This window comes from Armatimonadota bacterium, assembly GCA_017303935.1.
GTDB lineage: Bacteria > Armatimonadota > Fimbriimonadia > Fimbriimonadales > Fimbriimonadaceae > JAFLBD01.
The window spans coordinates 407,889-423,040 of record JAFLBD010000001.1 but is presented as its reverse complement, the minus strand read 5'-3'; the positions used below and the strand labels follow the sequence as shown (position 1 = coordinate 423,040).

Annotated in this window: 13 protein-coding genes; 4 read left to right on the top strand and 9 right to left on the bottom strand. The window is 52.6% G+C overall.

Annotated features, from left to right (window positions below):
- Positions 1-61: 61 nt before the first annotated feature.
- The 6 genes from J0L72_01955 to J0L72_01930 are packed head-to-tail and all read right to left on the bottom strand — an operon-like array spanning position 62 to position 4,901.
- Positions 62-880: an undecaprenyl-diphosphate phosphatase gene (locus tag J0L72_01955; GenBank protein ID MBN8689537.1), complete on the bottom strand. Its 819-nt coding sequence runs from the start codon at positions 878-880 to the stop codon at positions 62-64.
- Positions 868-1,995 carry a UDP-N-acetylglucosamine 2-epimerase (non-hydrolyzing) gene (gene wecB, locus J0L72_01950; protein ID MBN8689536.1) on the bottom strand — a complete coding sequence of 376 codons (1,128 nt, stop codon included), beginning with the start codon at positions 1,993-1,995 and terminating at the stop codon, positions 868-870. Before wecB ends, J0L72_01955 begins: the two co-directional genes overlap by 13 nt.
- A gap of 12 nt (positions 1,996-2,007) precedes the next feature.
- Entirely contained in the window at positions 2,008-3,042 is a 1,035-nt protein-coding gene (locus J0L72_01945; protein MBN8689535.1) for an undecaprenyl/decaprenyl-phosphate alpha-N-acetylglucosaminyl 1-phosphate transferase, read from the bottom strand.
- A complete protein-coding gene (locus J0L72_01940; GenBank protein MBN8689534.1) occupies positions 3,039-3,512 on the bottom strand; it encodes a dCMP deaminase family protein in 474 nt (157 codons plus the stop codon). Before J0L72_01940 ends, J0L72_01945 begins: the two co-directional genes overlap by 4 nt.
- Positions 3,513-3,550: 38 nt before the next feature.
- On the bottom strand, positions 3,551-4,135 hold the full coding sequence (locus J0L72_01935) for a LemA family protein (GenBank protein MBN8689533.1): 585 nt from the start codon (positions 4,133-4,135) through the stop codon (positions 3,551-3,553).
- A 1-nt stretch (position 4,136) separates the two neighbouring features.
- Positions 4,137-4,901, bottom strand: a complete 765-nt coding sequence (locus J0L72_01930; protein ID MBN8689532.1) for a hypothetical protein — start codon at positions 4,899-4,901, stop codon at positions 4,137-4,139.
- A 55-nt stretch (positions 4,902-4,956) separates the two neighbouring features.
- Here J0L72_01930 and J0L72_01925 point away from each other — a divergent pair, with 55 nt between their 5' ends.
- Positions 4,957-6,663 (top strand): carboxypeptidase, encoded by a 1,707-nt coding sequence (locus tag J0L72_01925; GenBank protein ID MBN8689531.1) that lies wholly within the window; start codon positions 4,957-4,959, stop codon positions 6,661-6,663.
- A 74-nt stretch (positions 6,664-6,737) separates the two neighbouring features.
- Here J0L72_01925 and J0L72_01920 read toward each other — a convergent pair whose 3' ends face one another.
- Positions 6,738-7,367 carry a fibronectin type III domain-containing protein gene (locus tag J0L72_01920; GenBank protein MBN8689530.1) on the bottom strand — a complete coding sequence of 210 codons (630 nt, stop codon included), beginning with the start codon at positions 7,365-7,367 and terminating at the stop codon, positions 6,738-6,740.
- Between the two features lie 648 nt (positions 7,368-8,015).
- Here J0L72_01920 and J0L72_01915 point away from each other — a divergent pair.
- The 3 genes from J0L72_01915 to J0L72_01905 are packed head-to-tail and all read left to right on the top strand — an operon-like array spanning position 8,016 to position 10,812.
- A complete protein-coding gene (locus J0L72_01915) occupies positions 8,016-8,951 on the top strand; it encodes a PEP-CTERM sorting domain-containing protein (GenBank protein MBN8689529.1) in 936 nt (311 codons plus the stop codon).
- 11 nt (positions 8,952-8,962) lie between these two features.
- Positions 8,963-9,892 (top strand): PEP-CTERM sorting domain-containing protein, encoded by a 930-nt coding sequence (locus tag J0L72_01910; protein MBN8689528.1) that lies wholly within the window; start codon positions 8,963-8,965, stop codon positions 9,890-9,892.
- Positions 9,889-10,812, top strand: a complete 924-nt coding sequence (locus tag J0L72_01905) for a PEP-CTERM sorting domain-containing protein (GenBank protein ID MBN8689527.1) — start codon at positions 9,889-9,891, stop codon at positions 10,810-10,812. Before J0L72_01910 ends, J0L72_01905 begins: the two co-directional genes overlap by 4 nt.
- 72 nt (positions 10,813-10,884) lie before the next feature.
- Here J0L72_01905 and J0L72_01900 read toward each other — a convergent pair whose 3' ends face one another.
- Together J0L72_01900 and nrdR are read right to left on the bottom strand one after the other, a co-directional pair.
- Positions 10,885-14,514 (bottom strand): vitamin B12-dependent ribonucleotide reductase, encoded by a 3,630-nt coding sequence (locus J0L72_01900; GenBank protein ID MBN8689526.1) that lies wholly within the window; start codon positions 14,512-14,514, stop codon positions 10,885-10,887.
- 39 nt (positions 14,515-14,553) lie between these two features.
- Complete coding sequence (nrdR, locus tag J0L72_01895) at positions 14,554-15,015, bottom strand: transcriptional repressor NrdR (protein MBN8689525.1); 462 nt, start codon at positions 15,013-15,015, stop codon at positions 14,554-14,556.
- Positions 15,016-15,152 lie beyond the last annotated feature (137 nt).

Below are 15,152 nucleotides of genomic sequence, written 5' to 3'. Positions count from 1 at the left end.
AGCTCGATCAAATAGAAACCCCGCGGCAATTTGCCGCGGGGTTTCTTGTTCTTCTTTTGGGTTAGTTCTTAATGATTCCGCTCTGCATCAAGGCGATAATGGCAACACCAAGAACGATACGGTAGGCCACAAACACCGAGTTGGACTTTGTCTTTAAGAACTGCATTAGAAAAGCGATGCAACCGTAGCCAACCACGAACGAAACCAGATTAGCGACAAGGAGCGGAACAAGCATTCCACTGAACTCGTGTCGGTGCGAAAATGCCGTATAAAGCGCCGCCAGAACGATGCTTGGGACACTCAGCATAAAGGAGAACCGTGCGGCCGCTTCGCGCGAGAAACCTCTAAACAGTGCGCCGGAGATCGTGCTTCCAGAACGACTCGCACCGGGTGCAAGTGCCAGCGCTTGAAACAGTCCAATGATCACACCGTCGGCGATGGTCGCGGAATCCAGTTCTCTTCCCTTTGCCGCAGATTTGTCTGCCACCCAGAGCACAATCGCCATGATGATCAGCATCGCTGCCACAACGTAGAGTGATCGGAGTTGGTTTTCGATGATGTCTTTGAGCAGGAAACCGAGCACTACAATCGGAATCGAACCGTAAAAGATGCCCCAACCTTGGCGATATTCGGGCGTGTCACGCTTGGATTTATCGGTTAGCCCAGCGATCCAACCTTTGATCGCTGCGGCCAAATCAGATCGGAAGTAGATCAGTACCGCCAAGATCGTACCGAGTTGGATGTTCGCGGTGAATGCCGCACCCGGATCGGGCCAACCCAGTAGTGCGGGTGCGATCCGAATATGCGCGCTGCTCGAGATTGGCAAGAACTCGGTGAGCCCTTGAAGAGCTCCGTATACGATTGCTTTTAGAATGTCCATTCAGTTTCTGCTTCGGAATCCATTCCGAAATATTTCAAGAGTTGATATCGAATTCGTGCAGATGCCCGGCCGTCCCCATATGGGCTCTGGGCGTTGGCCATCTGGGCAAATTTCGAATCGGAATTCAGCAACTCAGATGCGGCGCCAAAAACAACGTCTTCTTTGGTACCGATCAGCTTCGCGACGCCAGCACTCACCCCTTCGGGACGCTCGGTAGTATCGCGGAGCACTAAGACCGGCTTGCCAAATGAAGGCGCTTCTTCCTGTACGCCGCCGCTATCGGTGAGAATTAGCGTCGCTTGTTGCACGAGGCGCACAAAGTCCATGTAGTCCGGCGGTTCGATCAATCTAATTCGAGGATGACCACCCAAAATCGGCTGAAGCACTTCCCTCACCTTTGGATTTTTGTGCATCGGCACGATCCACAAGGTGTCCTGAAATTCGTTCGCGAGGCGCAAGCATGCACGAGCGATTTCAGCTTGCGGTTCACCCCAATTCTCGCGCCGATGGGTCGTCAACAAAACAGTCCGCCCGCGATGATCCCCGACGAAATCCATCTTGCTGTGGGTAGCCACAGTCAGGAGCGCATCGATTCCAGTGTTGCCGGTGACAAAAATCTGATTTTCTGGGACGCGCTCTGCTCGAAGATTATCCGCCGCCATCTTAGTCGGCGCAAAATGCAGTTTCGTGATCAGGGCGGTCCCTCGACGATTGAACTCTTCCGGGAAAGGATTGTCGATAGAATCTGTTCGCAGCCCCGCCTCGATGTGGGCGAAAGGAATCTGCCGATAGAACGCCGCCAAGCTCGCCACAAACGTGGTGGTGGTGTCTCCTTGCGCTACAACCATGACCGGCTTATAGCGTTCGAGCATTTGGTCTAGCCCTTCAAGCGCTCGGGTGGTCACCTGTGCCAGCGACTGTCCATGCGCCATGATCTGAAGATCTTCGTCTGGCTTCAAGCCAAACGCATCGAGTGCCTGCGCGAGCATTTCTCTGTGCTGCCCCGTCGAAAACAGGAGTGACTCGATCGCAGAAGACTTGCGCATCTCCACGACAACTGGCGCGGTCTTGATGGCGTCGGGGCGTGTTCCGCAGATAAAAGCGACCTTAGGGATACTCATGATTTATTAGCGTTTGACAACCAGAATCAACAAGGCAGCACAAAGCACGGCCGCCACAGAGTAGAGCACCCAAACCGTTTGCCGCTGGTTCAATCCTCTGCTGAGAAGCTGATGATGGACGTGTCGTTTGTCGGCCTGAGTGAGCGGAACCCCGGCGATGGCGCGGCGTGTCATCACGAAAAATGCGTCGAACACAGGCACGCCGAACACGAGGATTGGGATGATCAAAGCGACCGCAGCGGCGGTTTTCATCGCGCCGACGATGCTGAGGCAAGACAGTGTAAACCCTAAAATATAGGCTCCACCGGTGCCCATGATAATCTTTGCGGGATTGTAGTTGTGGCGCAGGAATCCCAGGGCGGCTCCTGCCACAGCAGCGGCGATCAACGCCACCCGCGGCTGTCCGCCGTAGGTTCCGATGACGCATAGCGTGCTCGCAGAGATCGTCGCGATCCCTGCGGCTAATCCATCCACGCCATCGATCGTGTCCATCGTTTTCGTGATCACGAAAATATAGATCGCGGTCAGCGGAATGGCAATCCATTGCTCCTTAAGCGAAATGAATTGGTTGTCCACCAATGGGATTCCAAGCGAATTGATCTGGATTCGCCCGACGCCGTCGAAGGCGAACTGAACCGCAACGCCTGCTCCCAACAGCAACAACAGTTGGACTTTGGCCGAGTATTGGTAAAGGTCATCGAGCGCGCCCGCGACCACCAAGATCCCCCCGACGACCAGCACTCCCAAAAGATAGGCTGGAAATGGCTTGTATGGATAGGCGAATGGCAAGATGACAAGCAACGCGATCACGAGGCCGGCATAGATTGCTAATCCGCCCCAACGCGGCAACGGCTCTTTGTGAATACGGCGATCATCGCGCTTTGGATCATCTACCGCGCCTTTCTCGATGGCAAGCTTTCGAACTAATGGCGTCAATACCCAACTGGCCAAAAGGGCCACACCAAAGCAAAGAAGCGGGTAGCGGTACCCAGCCAGCGGCTTGCTCTGCTCAACAACTTGGGCCAACCAATCAAAACTCACGGTTTAAAGACGACCTCCAGGCCGCCCTCGGTGTATCGTAATACTTCCAATTCGGATTCCCGAAACAGTTCCAGGGAGAATTCGTCAGGGTAATCGCCTTCATAAATCACCCGCTCTATTCCCGCATTGATGACCATCTTGGCGCACATGTTGCACGGCTGACAAGTCACATACATGGTCGACCCTTCACAAGGAATTCCGATCATTGCAGCTTGAAGCAATGCATTTTGCTCCGCATGAAGGCTGCGAATGCAGTGCCCGGCGCGCATACATCCGGTCGGCCAATCGTTCACGGGTCCGCCTTCGGGACAATGAGAAAGTCCGCGCGGTGCGCCATTGTATCCGGTCGAAAGAATCCTCTTTTCCCGCACAATCACCGCACCAACCTGGCGTCGCGGGCAAGTGGCCCTCGTCTTGACCAAATGCGCGATCTGCATAAAATAGGCATCCCAACTCGGACGGGAGTTCATCACTGTGATTATGGCCGACTCGTGAAGCGAATTCCGGTTCAGATTTGAACTTGAATCGGATTCCTCACCCGGATGTCATCCACCTCAAAATACTCTTCTTCGACGTGTCCGCCCGCATTGGCGATGATCGAAGAAGGAAAAGACGCGATCGCCGCATTGTATTCTCTGACGTTCGAATTATAAAATCTTCGCGCCGCAGCAATACGATCTTCAGTTTCTACTAATTCGTTTTGAAGCTGTAGAAAGTTCGCGCTTGACTTCAGATCAGGATACGCTTCAATTCGAACAAGCAATTTGTTAACTTCATTTACCATCGCTGTCTCTGCTCTAGCCTTTACCACTCCACTAGTCACAGATCGCATCGCCGCTTCACGCAGCGCGGCGATATCGGCAAACAACTTGGCTTCGTGAGCAGCATACGCCTTAACAGTTTCGACAAGATTTGGAATCAGATCATATCGCCGGCGCAAAACAACATCAACATTCGACCAACTCTCAGTAACGTGATTCTTCAGTCGAATTAACCGGTTGTACGTTGCAATATAGTAAATGATAGGACAGACCAAGAAGCAAAAGCCGAAAACAAGCAAGCCCCCGATATTATCTCCAAAGAAAGGTGCCATATCAAATATTCACCCCACCCAAAGGTCGTTGAGGTTTTGCAATAGAATGGTCCTTCGCCACAAAGCCAGGAATGTGTTCGATCAAACTTTCCATGATTGGTAAATGCTGGGTCATGGCTTCCGTACCGTTCGCGATGAAGAACATCCCAGGTCCGAACGTCGCGAAGTTGCCAACGCGCAAATCATCAATGAACTCCATCATCTGCGGGTCGATAAAGGCGTAGGCAAACTTCTCATCCGCGCAGGAAATATGCCATCTGTTGTTAAACTCGGCAGATTCCAGTTGAATATCACGAAAGCCGAGGTTTTGCACCAAGGATTCCATAGAAGTTTGAGGTCTTATGCAAAGCTGCGGGAAATAGTACGGACCTTCGTACAAAAGGAGCGAGTAATAATGCGTCGTGCGATTCTTGCCACTACCCGTACTGTATTGATACGTAAAGCAATAGCAGACGCCATACTTACCGCGCTTAGCGCACAAAGAGCTAATGATCCGTGAGCTACCCAACCCGAACGGAACCATCCCAAGATATTTGGTCATTAAATCGTTACCGATCGCGTATCCAAACGAATTGCCCGCGTCTCCACCAAGATTGCTGCATCCAGGCTCAGTACCAGAGCCAAACCAAGTAAATCCTTGCGCGATTGCTTGTTCCTTTATCGCTTGATTCTTGCGATTACGCATGATCACAGCGATCACGCCAAACAATATCAATCCAGCGAAGAAAATTCCCTGAATCAAAAACACAGTCGTCGTCTTACCCAAAGGAATTCACCCTTTCCCGCAACTTCCCCACAACATCCATCGGTAGAATTCTATCATGCCGCAAATCGCCTTTAACAGGTACTACAAGCACCAAGAGCTTTCGCAGCTCCTCCACGATTTTGCCGCCGAATATCCCAATCTGCTCCAGCTCCAATCCATCGGAAAGAGCCATGAAGGCAAAGATATTTGGATGATTACAGCGACAAACTTGCAAACTGGGCCCGCAGAAGACAAGCCCGCGTTCTGGTGCGATGGAAACATCCACGCCAGCGAAGTTAGCGCAAGCACCGCCGTGCTCCACCTCCTCAACAAGCTCGTCACGCAATACGGTACGGACGAAAAGATCACCAGGTTGCTGGATTCCAGGGCGTTTTACCTCGTCCCCAGGCTCAATCCGGACGGAGCAGAATGGGCGCTCGAAGATATTCCGCGCATTGTCCGCAGCGGCACAAGGCCCTATCCGTACGACGAAGAGGATATCGCCGGGCTCGATAAGCAAGACATCGATGGCGATGGGCGGATCTTGAATATGCGCATCAAAGACCCGAACGGACCATGGAAAATCAGCGAAACTCACCCGCGATTGATGGAAAAAAGGAAGCCAGGAGAGGAAGGCGGCACCTATTATCGCGTGCTTCCCGAAGGTCTGCTGCACAACTTCGATGGGATCACGCTTCGCTGGCACCACAAGCCACAAGGTCTCGATTTCAACCGGAATTTCCCTTCAGGATGGCGGCCCGAAGCCGAGCAATATGGCGCTGGACCCTACCCTACGAGCGAGCCTGAGATCAGGGCGGCGGTGCAAACCATCACCGACCGGCCAAACATCACCGGCGCGATCACATTCCACACTTATTCCGGCGTTTTTCTCCGGCCGCCGAGCCGAAAGCCAGACGAAGACATCCCCGCCGAAGATCTTTGGTTGTATAAAGAATTTGGAGAAACCTGTCAACAACTTACCGGATATCCTGCCATCAGCAATTACCACGAGTTTCGATATCATCCAAAGGAAGTCATCACCGGGGTGTTCGACGATTGGATGTACGAGCATCGCGGCGTGTTTGCGTGGACCTGCGAAATCTGGGCGCCGCCGCGCCAAGCGGGCATCACCGACTATAAATATATCGAGTGGTTCCGCGAGCACCCGTTCGAGCACGACATCAAAATGCTCGAGTGGTCTGACAAGGAATTGGACGGAAAAGGATACATCGACTGGTACAAATTCGACCATCCGCAGCTTGGTGAAGTCGAAATTGGAGGCTGGGATGCGATGGCATCGTTCCGAAATCCGCCGCTGAAATTCCTGGAAAAAGAGATTGCGCCGCTCGGTGACTTCGCGATCTACCAGCTTGCCGCGTCGCCGAAGCTCGAAAAGCGCGCGCTGGAGATCATTCCCCTCGGCGACGGCACCCACAAGGTGCGATTGGCGGTCGCCAACACCGGATATCTGCCCACCAACGTCAGCGCCCACGCCAAATCGGCCAAGCTCTGCCGCGGTGTGGTCGCCGAGATCAGTAAGCAAGGCGACACGCACAAAAGTGCAGGTTCTCCGGCTCCAAGTTGGCTAATTAGCGGCAAACTTCGCGAAGAAGCGGGCCAACTTTCGGGATGGAGCCACGTCAGCAAGGGCGGATGGGGCTGGCAGCTCGACGAAACCTCGGATATCGCGGTTTTCGAGTGGATTCTCGCCGGTTCGGGCACGTATGATCTGGTCGTCAAGCACGAGCGCGCGGGCACAGTGCGCGAATCTGTACAACTTTAACTAGTAAAACAGATAAAAAGGACCCCCGCTCCGAAGAAACAAACGAGCGGGGGCCAAGTGGTGAATGTCAAGTATTAAGCTGCGAGGCTGAGCGAAGATCCGCCCAGATAAATCGCGATGGTGGACGACCAAGGGCTGTTGTTGCCCGATCGCGCCGCGCGAATTCGGTAGTACCGTGCCACACCAGCGGTCGCGTTCGTGTCGGTGAACTTGGCCGCGGTAGTGGTTCCGAGGAAATTCCAGCTCGATCCGTTCGCGCTGTACTCGATCACATAGGTCGTTCCAGCCGCATTGCCCGCCTTGTTCCAGGTGAGTTTGCAAATGCCATTTGCGCTCGGATTCGGCGTAAAGTTGGTTGGCGTCACCACTGGTCCGCTTCCCGCAGGAGTGGTCGAAATGCCGAACGCGGTCAGAATTTCTGGCGTCGCTGCAGGGTTATTTTTGATCTGCTGGGCGTAGTCGCGAACGATGTCGCTGCTGGTTTTGCGTTGCTTCGATTTAGTGCTCACCGCACCACGATAAGCGGCCTTTGCTGTTTCAGCAGCATTGAAATCCGCCAAGAAATCGTCGTAAGCGTCCTTGCAGGCGGCCTCATCGCCGGCATCAAAGCCGAGCGCGGCGCTGTAGGCATCCATCGCGGTCGAAAAGTTGTTGAAGAAGGCGATCAGGTTGCCTTCAGCTGTTGGAAGTGTAAAGTTTGACATGAATCTTTTACTCTGTTCACCGCACAATCCTGCGGGTGCTATGAATATCTTCGGTCGGCTATTCTTGTACTTTAGGGCGAACCGCCAGGAATTTTCGGAAACTAGCGAAATCGACGCCCGACGCGTGCCAGATGCAGAGCCGACATTCTGCGGATTGGAGGCATTTCATTCGGTATCGCGGCGATTCCATATAAACACTGTCCGTTACTTATAGTAGAGTCTGCGATACGAATTGAAATCGCTCTGGTTTTATATCAAATCGCTCCATTTTTATATGAAATCGCTCCAATACGATGTAAAATCGCTCCGATTTGATATCAAAATGCTCCGTTTTCACTCAAATTTTTCTTTATTCAATGTGAAACCGCGGCGAATTCATATCGAATCGCGGCGATTTCATGTGTTTTTCCGGCAATTTCATATGAAAACGCGCTAATACAACGTTGTATTGCTCCGATTTCATATCGTAATGGAGCGATTTCACTGAATATTTTCTTTTTTCAAAATGCGTTTTCGGCCATTTCACCAGGTTCCCGCGAACTTGCACTTGATCAGCGAGCGGCGAATTTTGCGGCATCTCGGGGCACTTACCGAGAACCTGAAAATTTGGCTCTCAAATCCAGCAAAACTGGCTTATACTAGGGGTGTATGAGATTTTTTGCGTTGGCTTGTGCCGCTTGCGTGCTGCCGAGTGCGGCTTTGGCGAGCTTCGATCTTGTTTTTGTGGCGGATGTGGGAACGGATAGCATCCATCGATTTGATGCCGACAGCGGCGTATATCTGGGCTCGATGGGCGCGGGTGCTCTTACGGATCCGAATACATTGGTCGTAGATCAAACCAATAATCGCTTGATTGTAGGTGCTGTTAATGGCATTTTTACTTATGACCTATGGACGGGCACAATGATGGGGTATTCCACCATTACGGTTTCCAACCACATGACCCAATATTCTGCCGGCAAGTACTTAACTTCTTGGAACGGCAATTATAGTTGGCTGGGAAGCCTTACGGAACCTGTTAACGGTTATGGTTCGAGCACGACAGTGCCATCAAGTTCGCAGTGGGGCGCAATTACGATGCGGAGTAGTACAAATCTTTTAGCGCTTAACTCGACGACGGGTGTTGTCTATTCCTTGCTAGCCAACACGTTTAATAATCCAACCGCCACACTAGGCACATACAATGCAACGGCAGCCGGAATGACAGGTCAGATTGCGGCCGGTTTCGGTGGATTTGTTCTCGCCTCTGGCTTAGGAAATCAAATCAACTACGCCACTTTTTCGACTTCTTACGGTTCGACTTTGATATCTCAGTCTTTAGGAGAGTTTTCGACGGTCTACGGTGTTGGTTTCGGCCACAATTCTGTGTATTATGCGGCAGGACGCAATGCTGCTAACACGAGTGGATTGCTCACTCGTCGCGCTTTGGGTGGTTCGAGCGTTATTGGAACTTTTGGAAACGGGATTTTGCAAAATCCACGCGACATCGCTGTGATCGCCGCTCCGGAACCTGGTGCTTATGTTGCGTTTGGTCTTGGTTTGGCCGGTTTGGCTTTGCGCCGACGCAGATCTGTTAAGAAATAATCGAGTTATATATGAAAAGGTTACTGACTATTGCTGCTGTTTTTGGCTTGGGCACTTCGGCCTTCGCGAGCTTTGATCTGGTCTTCGTCGCCGACACTGGAACAGACTCCATCCACCGGTTTGATGGCGATACAGGTGTGTATTTAGGTTCGTTTGGCGCGGGATTCTTGATCGATCCAATGAGCATGGCGATTGATCAAGCGAACAATCGCATCACGGTTACCGCAGGAAATGGTGTCTTCCAAATGAATCTTTGGAATGGCAACTTGTTGAACATGACATCTACCGGAAATGCTCACCATGCAATGTATGTAGCAGAGAATAAGATGATGTGGTCTTATTCCACAAGTCAAAACTTCTTCGCTGGGATGTATCTCGGTTTTGATGGTGCATATATTGGACAAAATATGCCGGCAACTTCGCTATATGGCGGAATAGGAATGTATGGCAACTTTTTGTTAGCCGTGGATGCGACAAACGGGAGGCTTCGAACCTATAACTATGGCGGATTTGGCGGCAACGCAACCCTGAACAAATCATATAATATGTTTTCAACAGGAATTACGGGCCAGCTTTCAGTTAATTCTAACGGACAAATCATCGTGGCAGACGGAGTTAACAATCGACTTCACACGGCGTCCGTCGCGTGGGCTGATGGCACTACTATGGGATTCAATCCAATTACCGAACTTGTTTCGGTATCGGGTGCGGCATTTGCGCATAATGGATTTTATTATGCTTCGGGCAGGAATGCAGCAAACACTTCAGGCTTATTAGTTCGCAGAAACTCTGGATATCCCGGCACCTTTGGCACTTATGGCTCGGGGATTTTGCAACAACCTCGCGATGTCGCCGTAATCGCCGCTCCAGAGCCTGCACAATTCGCCGCTATCGGGTTAGGAATCTTGGGTATTTTGTTTAAGAAAAGGAAAAAAGCATGAAGAGAACGCTACTCGTTGGGATGAGCTTGGGGATTATTGGCCAAGCGCACGCTACTTTTGATTTGATTTTCGTCGCAGACGTTGGCACGGATAGCATCCACCGCTTTGATGGCGATTCTGGGGTCTATTTGGGCACAATCGGCAACGGCGCGCTGGTTGATCCACAGTCCATCCAGATTGATAAGGTCAATAACCGGCTATTTGTGGGCGCCGCAAACGGTTTCTTCCAATTTGACCTCTGGAGTGGCACTTTGGTCAACGCGATTGGGGTTTACAACATTACGCACTTGACGGAGTATGCGCCCGGACAAAATTTGGGGACATTTACCAGCTCGTTAAACTGGTTCGGCGGCTTTATTCCAAACTTCGATGGGTACTACAACGGCATGTTCATGCCTGCGTCATCGGTTTATGGTGGCATCACCAAGTACCAAGGTAATTTGATGGCCGCAGATATTACTGGATCGCGCGTTCGTTCTTATTCGACGACCAGTTGGGGCGGCACAGCGACCGTGATCAACACTTATTTGACGACGACCAATGGTGGATACGGCCAAATGATGGCGAATGGCACCTATTTTGGAGTGGCGGACGGCGGAAACAACCGCGTACATTACGCGCACAGCGGGTACGCAAGTGGTTCCACTATGCCTTGGAATACTGTTGACGAAGCGAGCGTGATTAAGGGCCTTGCTTTTGCTCACGGCAACACCTATTACGCCTCTGGGCGCAATTTTGGGAATACGAGCGGCGCGTTGTATCGCCGTTCGCTTGGCGTTGGCGGGACGTTAGGTACCTACGGAACCGGGATATTGCAGCAGCCGCGCGACATTGCGGTGATGATCGCTCCAGAACCGGGCGTTTATCTCGGATTTGGCGTCGGATTGGCGGGATTGTTGCTGCGAAGGCGCCGCAAGTAATCGTTTCTTTCTGAGTTGTAAAAAGAAACAGGCACGGCGATCACTCGCCGTGCCTGTTTTGTCATTTGATTCTTAGCTGCAACCGCTAGTACTGCCGCAAGTGTTGCATTTGAGGCAGACGCCGTTGCGAACGAGCGTGAACGCGCCGCAATCCGAACACGGATCTCCTTCGTATCCCTTGAGCTTTGCCTCACGCTGTTGCTCGCTCAATGTGCGAACCATCGGCCCTGCCACAACAACCTTCGCTGCTTTTGCTGGCGCGATCGATTCTTGCTTGCTTTGCACGATCGGCGCAGGTTCTGAGTCTCCGAACAGGCTGTTCTGCGACCGGTTGTACCCTCGCGCCTCGTTATCGTCCCGAGTTGCGCCCGGAACCATGCCTTCGATCTCGTCGCCTTCTTCTTCGTCGTCAAAATCGGGCAGCTGAGACGGCGATCCGGTGGTATCGGACCGCAGATCTTCTGGTTTAACCTGCACCAAATCATTGCGACCAAGATAGCTGAACGCCAATTCGCGGAAGATGTAGTCGATCACCGACGTGGACATCTTGATATTGTCGTGCCCGGTGACAGGACCGTTCGGTTCAAACCGAGTGAACACAAACGCCTCGACAAACTCTTCGAGCGGCACGCCATATTGCAAACCGAGCGACACAGCGATCGCGAAACAGTTCATCAACGACCGGTATGCGGCGCCTTCTCGGTGCATATCGATGAAGATTTCGCCGAGCGTTCCATCGTTGTACTCGCCGGTTCGGACATAAACCTTGTGCCCGCCGATGCGCGCCTTTTGGGTGTATCCCTTTCGGCGCGTTGGCATCATTCGCCGCTTGGCCAGATAACGATAAACCAGCTTGGTTGCCACTCGTTCCACCCGTTCTGCCTGCGAAAGGTGGCTGAATTCTTCGTGGGTGTCATCTAGTGTTGCATCAAGGATCGCCGCGGCTGCATCATCGGTGCTTGCGTTCAGCGGTTGGCTGAGTTTGCTGCCATCTCGATACAGCGCGTTGGCTTTGATGCCAAGCTTCCAGCTTTGCATGTACGCGGTTTCGATATCTTGCACGGTCGCGTCGGATGGAAGGTTGATCGTCTTGCTGATCGCGCCGCTGAGGAACGGTTGCGCCGCCGCCATCATTCGGATGTGGCCCATGTAGTGGATGTAGCGCTGACCTTTCTTGCCGCACTTGTTCGCGCAATCAAAGATCGGATAGTGCTCGAAGTTGAGATGCGGCGCGCCTTCGATGGTCATCGTTCCGCAGACATAGTCGTTCGCTTCTGCGATTTCGGCCTTGCTGAATCCGAGTGATTCCAGCATGTTGAACGACCAATCGTTCAGCTGTGCGTCGGTAAAACCGAGGTACTGCTTGCAGAAATCCTCGCCCAAAGTCCATTTATTGAACGCGAATTGGATCTCAAACGCGCCGTCAAGGCTCTTTTCGATCTTCTCCAGAATTTCTGGCGTGAAACCTTTAGCAGCCAGGCTTTCATGATTGACGCCTGGCGCCCCCTTCAATGTGCCTCGACCAACGCAGTATGCAACGACGTCCTCGATCTGCTCATTGCTGTAGCCGAGCTTCTTCAATGCCACCGGAACCGATTGATTGACGATCTTGAAATATCCGCCGCCGGCCAGTTTCTTGAACTTAACCAAGGCGAAATCTGGCTCAACGCCCGTCGTGTCGCAGTCCATGATCAGCCCGATGGTGCCAGTCGGCGCCAACACAGTAACCTGCGCGTTTCGGTAGCCGTGCGCTTCGCCGAGTTCAACAGCGCGGTCCCAAGCTTCCCTTGCCGCCTTCAAAAGATCGGTTGGACACTCGTCTGGATCGATCCCAACCGGCTTGATGCTGAGCTTTTCGTAGTCGCTATCTGGTGCGTTGTACGCCGCTCGTCGGTGGTTGCGCATGACGCGGAGCATGTGCGCCTTGTTCTTGGCGTAACCGGGGAAGGTGCCGAGCTCACGCGCCAATTCAGCGCTGGTGGCGTAGCTCTCGCCACCCATAATCGCTGTTAGCGCGCCTGCAATCGCAAATCCTTGTGAGCTGTCATAAGGAATCGCCATCTGCATCAAGAGCGCGCCAAGGTTCGCATAGCCCAATCCAAGGGTTCGGAAGTCGTAGCTGAGTTGCGCGATCTCTTTGCTTGGGAACTGCGCCATCAGCACGCTGATTTCGAGCACCATAGTCCATAGCCGAATCGCATGCTCGTAACCTTTAATGTCGAATTGGCCGGTTTTCTGGTCGAACAAGCTGACCAAGTTGATGCTGGCGAGGTTGCAAGCGGTGTCGTCGAGGAACATGTACTCGCTGCATGGATTGCTCGCGTTGATGCGGCCGCTTTCCGGGCAGGTGTGCCATTCGTTGATGGTCGTGTCGTATTGAGTTCCTGGATCTGCGCTTTGCCAAGCGGCTTCGCAGACTTGATCCCACAATTCTCGTGCTTCTAGTGTGCGAATTGGTTTGCCCGTTGTTCGTCCAATCAGACTCCACTCGCCATTCTTTTCGACCGCCTCCAAGAACTCGTTACTGAGCCGCACCGAGTTGTTGCTGTTCTGACCGCTGACGGTCATGTAGGCTTCGCTTTCGTAGCCGGTGTCGAATGATTTGAAGTCGAGTGATGTCGCGCCGTTACCCGCGAGTTGAATGGCCCGTTGAATGTAGTTCGGGCTGATCTCGTCGAGCTTTGCTTCTGCGATCGCCTTTCGCAATTCTGGATTGGTGCGAGGATCGGTGTTCGGCACATTTCGCGACATTTGATCGTCGGTTCGTGTGCCCGCCCAGCAGCATCGAATGATCTCATTGAGATGCCGCTGATTTAGAATTGAGCCGGTCACGAGCGCGGCAACCTTCTGCTCTTCTTTCACCTTCCAGTTGATGAAGGTTTCGATGTCTGGATGATCGATATCGAGGCAGACCATTTTTGCAGCTCGGCGGGTGGTGCCACCACTCTTGATCGCGCCAGCGCTTCGATCTCCTACGCGCAAGAAGCTCATGAGTCCGCTGGACTTGCCGCCCCCGCTCAATCGCTCATTTTCGGCGCGGAGTCGGCTGAAATTGGTCCCCACACCGCTGCCGTACTTAAAGATTCGTGCTTCACGGGTCCATAGGTCCATGATCCCGCCCTCGTTCACCAAGTCGTCCTTGACGCTCAAGATGAAGCAAGCGTGAGGCTGTGGCCGCTCGTAGGCGTTCTTGCTCTTGGCTAGCTTATTCGTCTCTGGATCGACGTAATGGTGCCCTTGCGCCGTACCTGTGATGCCGTAAGCGTAGTGCAAGCCAGTGTTGAACCACTGCGGACTGTTTGGCGCGGCGATTTGCAATGCGAGCATGCGCACGAGCTCGTCATAGAACGCTTGAGCGTCGGATTCAGCGTCAAAGTAGCCGAACTTCTGACCCCAATGCATCCAGCATCCGGCGAGTCGATGGAATACTTGGCGGCTGTCGGTTTCGTGGTCGGCTTGGTCGTCACCAAATTGGCTCAGGTGCTTCTCGCCGTTGTCAGTGTCCAGCAATCCAGCCTTTCGGAAGTACTTTTGGGCAAGAATATCCGTGGCGACCTGGCTCCACTGCTTCGGAACCATGACGTCCTTCATCGAAAAAACGGTTGAACCGTCTGGATTTCGAATCTCACTGGACCGGGCCTCAAATACAATCCCCTCGTATGGGCCGGTGCCTTCCTTTGTAAAATATCTTGCAACTTTCATCTTCTCTTCCGTGCGTATTTATAGTATACGAAATTCTACTCAAACGTTGGACTTTTTTCGGATTACGTCCACAAACCGACTGAATTCCGCTGGCGTTTCGAACTTCTCGTAAACGCTCGCGAACCTAATGTAGGCGACTTCATCAATCTCTGAAAGGTGATTCAATACCATCTTTCCAACGCGCGCGGATGGCACTTCAAGGTCCCCTTCGTCCAGAAGCTCCTGCTCGATCATCACCGAAACATCCACGATTCGCGCATGCGGTACTGGCCTCTTTCGACAGGCCAGGAACATCCCGCTCAGCAGCTTTTCACGCGAAAATTCTTCGCGCGAACCATCCCGCTTTACAAGGAAAAGTCGCGCTCTTTCGATCTCTTCAAACGTCGTGAATCTTCGGTGACAATGGTCACATTCGCGGCGTCGCCGAATCGCGTGCCCGTCCCTGCATGGCCTTGAATCAAGCACTTTTTGCTCGGGGTGGCAGCAGTAGGGACAGTTCATCGCAATTCCTCAAATGGATACAACATCTTGTATCCGAGGATTATAGACGGCACAATATGTGGATTGGAAGCGATTTTTTGAATCAATTTTTGCCCCCAATTTGCCCCCACTTTCCCTATGCTTCTTGACTAGTTTCC

What these genes read in the sequence shown, in the direction of transcription:
- J0L72_01955 (MBN8689537.1), bottom strand. Translation starts at nt 880, where the DNA reads ATGGACATTCTAAAAGCAATCGTATACGGAGCTCTTCAAGGGCTCACC.
- J0L72_01940 (MBN8689534.1), bottom strand. Translation starts at nt 3,512, where the DNA reads ATGAACTCCCGTCCGAGTTGGGATGCCTATTTTATGCAGATCGCGCAT.
- J0L72_01935 (MBN8689533.1), bottom strand. Translation starts at nt 4,135, where the DNA reads ATGGCACCTTTCTTTGGAGATAATATCGGGGGCTTGCTTGTTTTCGGC.
- J0L72_01925 (MBN8689531.1), top strand. Translation starts at nt 4,957, where the DNA reads ATGCCGCAAATCGCCTTTAACAGGTACTACAAGCACCAAGAGCTTTCG.
- J0L72_01920 (MBN8689530.1), bottom strand. Translation starts at nt 7,367, where the DNA reads ATGTCAAACTTTACACTTCCAACAGCTGAAGGCAACCTGATCGCCTTC.
- J0L72_01915 (MBN8689529.1), top strand. Translation starts at nt 8,016, where the DNA reads ATGAGATTTTTTGCGTTGGCTTGTGCCGCTTGCGTGCTGCCGAGTGCG.
- J0L72_01910 (MBN8689528.1), top strand. Translation starts at nt 8,963, where the DNA reads ATGAAAAGGTTACTGACTATTGCTGCTGTTTTTGGCTTGGGCACTTCG.
- J0L72_01905 (MBN8689527.1), top strand. Translation starts at nt 9,889, where the DNA reads ATGAAGAGAACGCTACTCGTTGGGATGAGCTTGGGGATTATTGGCCAA.
- J0L72_01900 (MBN8689526.1), bottom strand. Translation starts at nt 14,514, where the DNA reads ATGAAAGTTGCAAGATATTTTACAAAGGAAGGCACCGGCCCATACGAG.
- nrdR (MBN8689525.1), bottom strand. Translation starts at nt 15,015, where the DNA reads ATGAACTGTCCCTACTGCTGCCACCCCGAGCAAAAAGTGCTTGATTCA.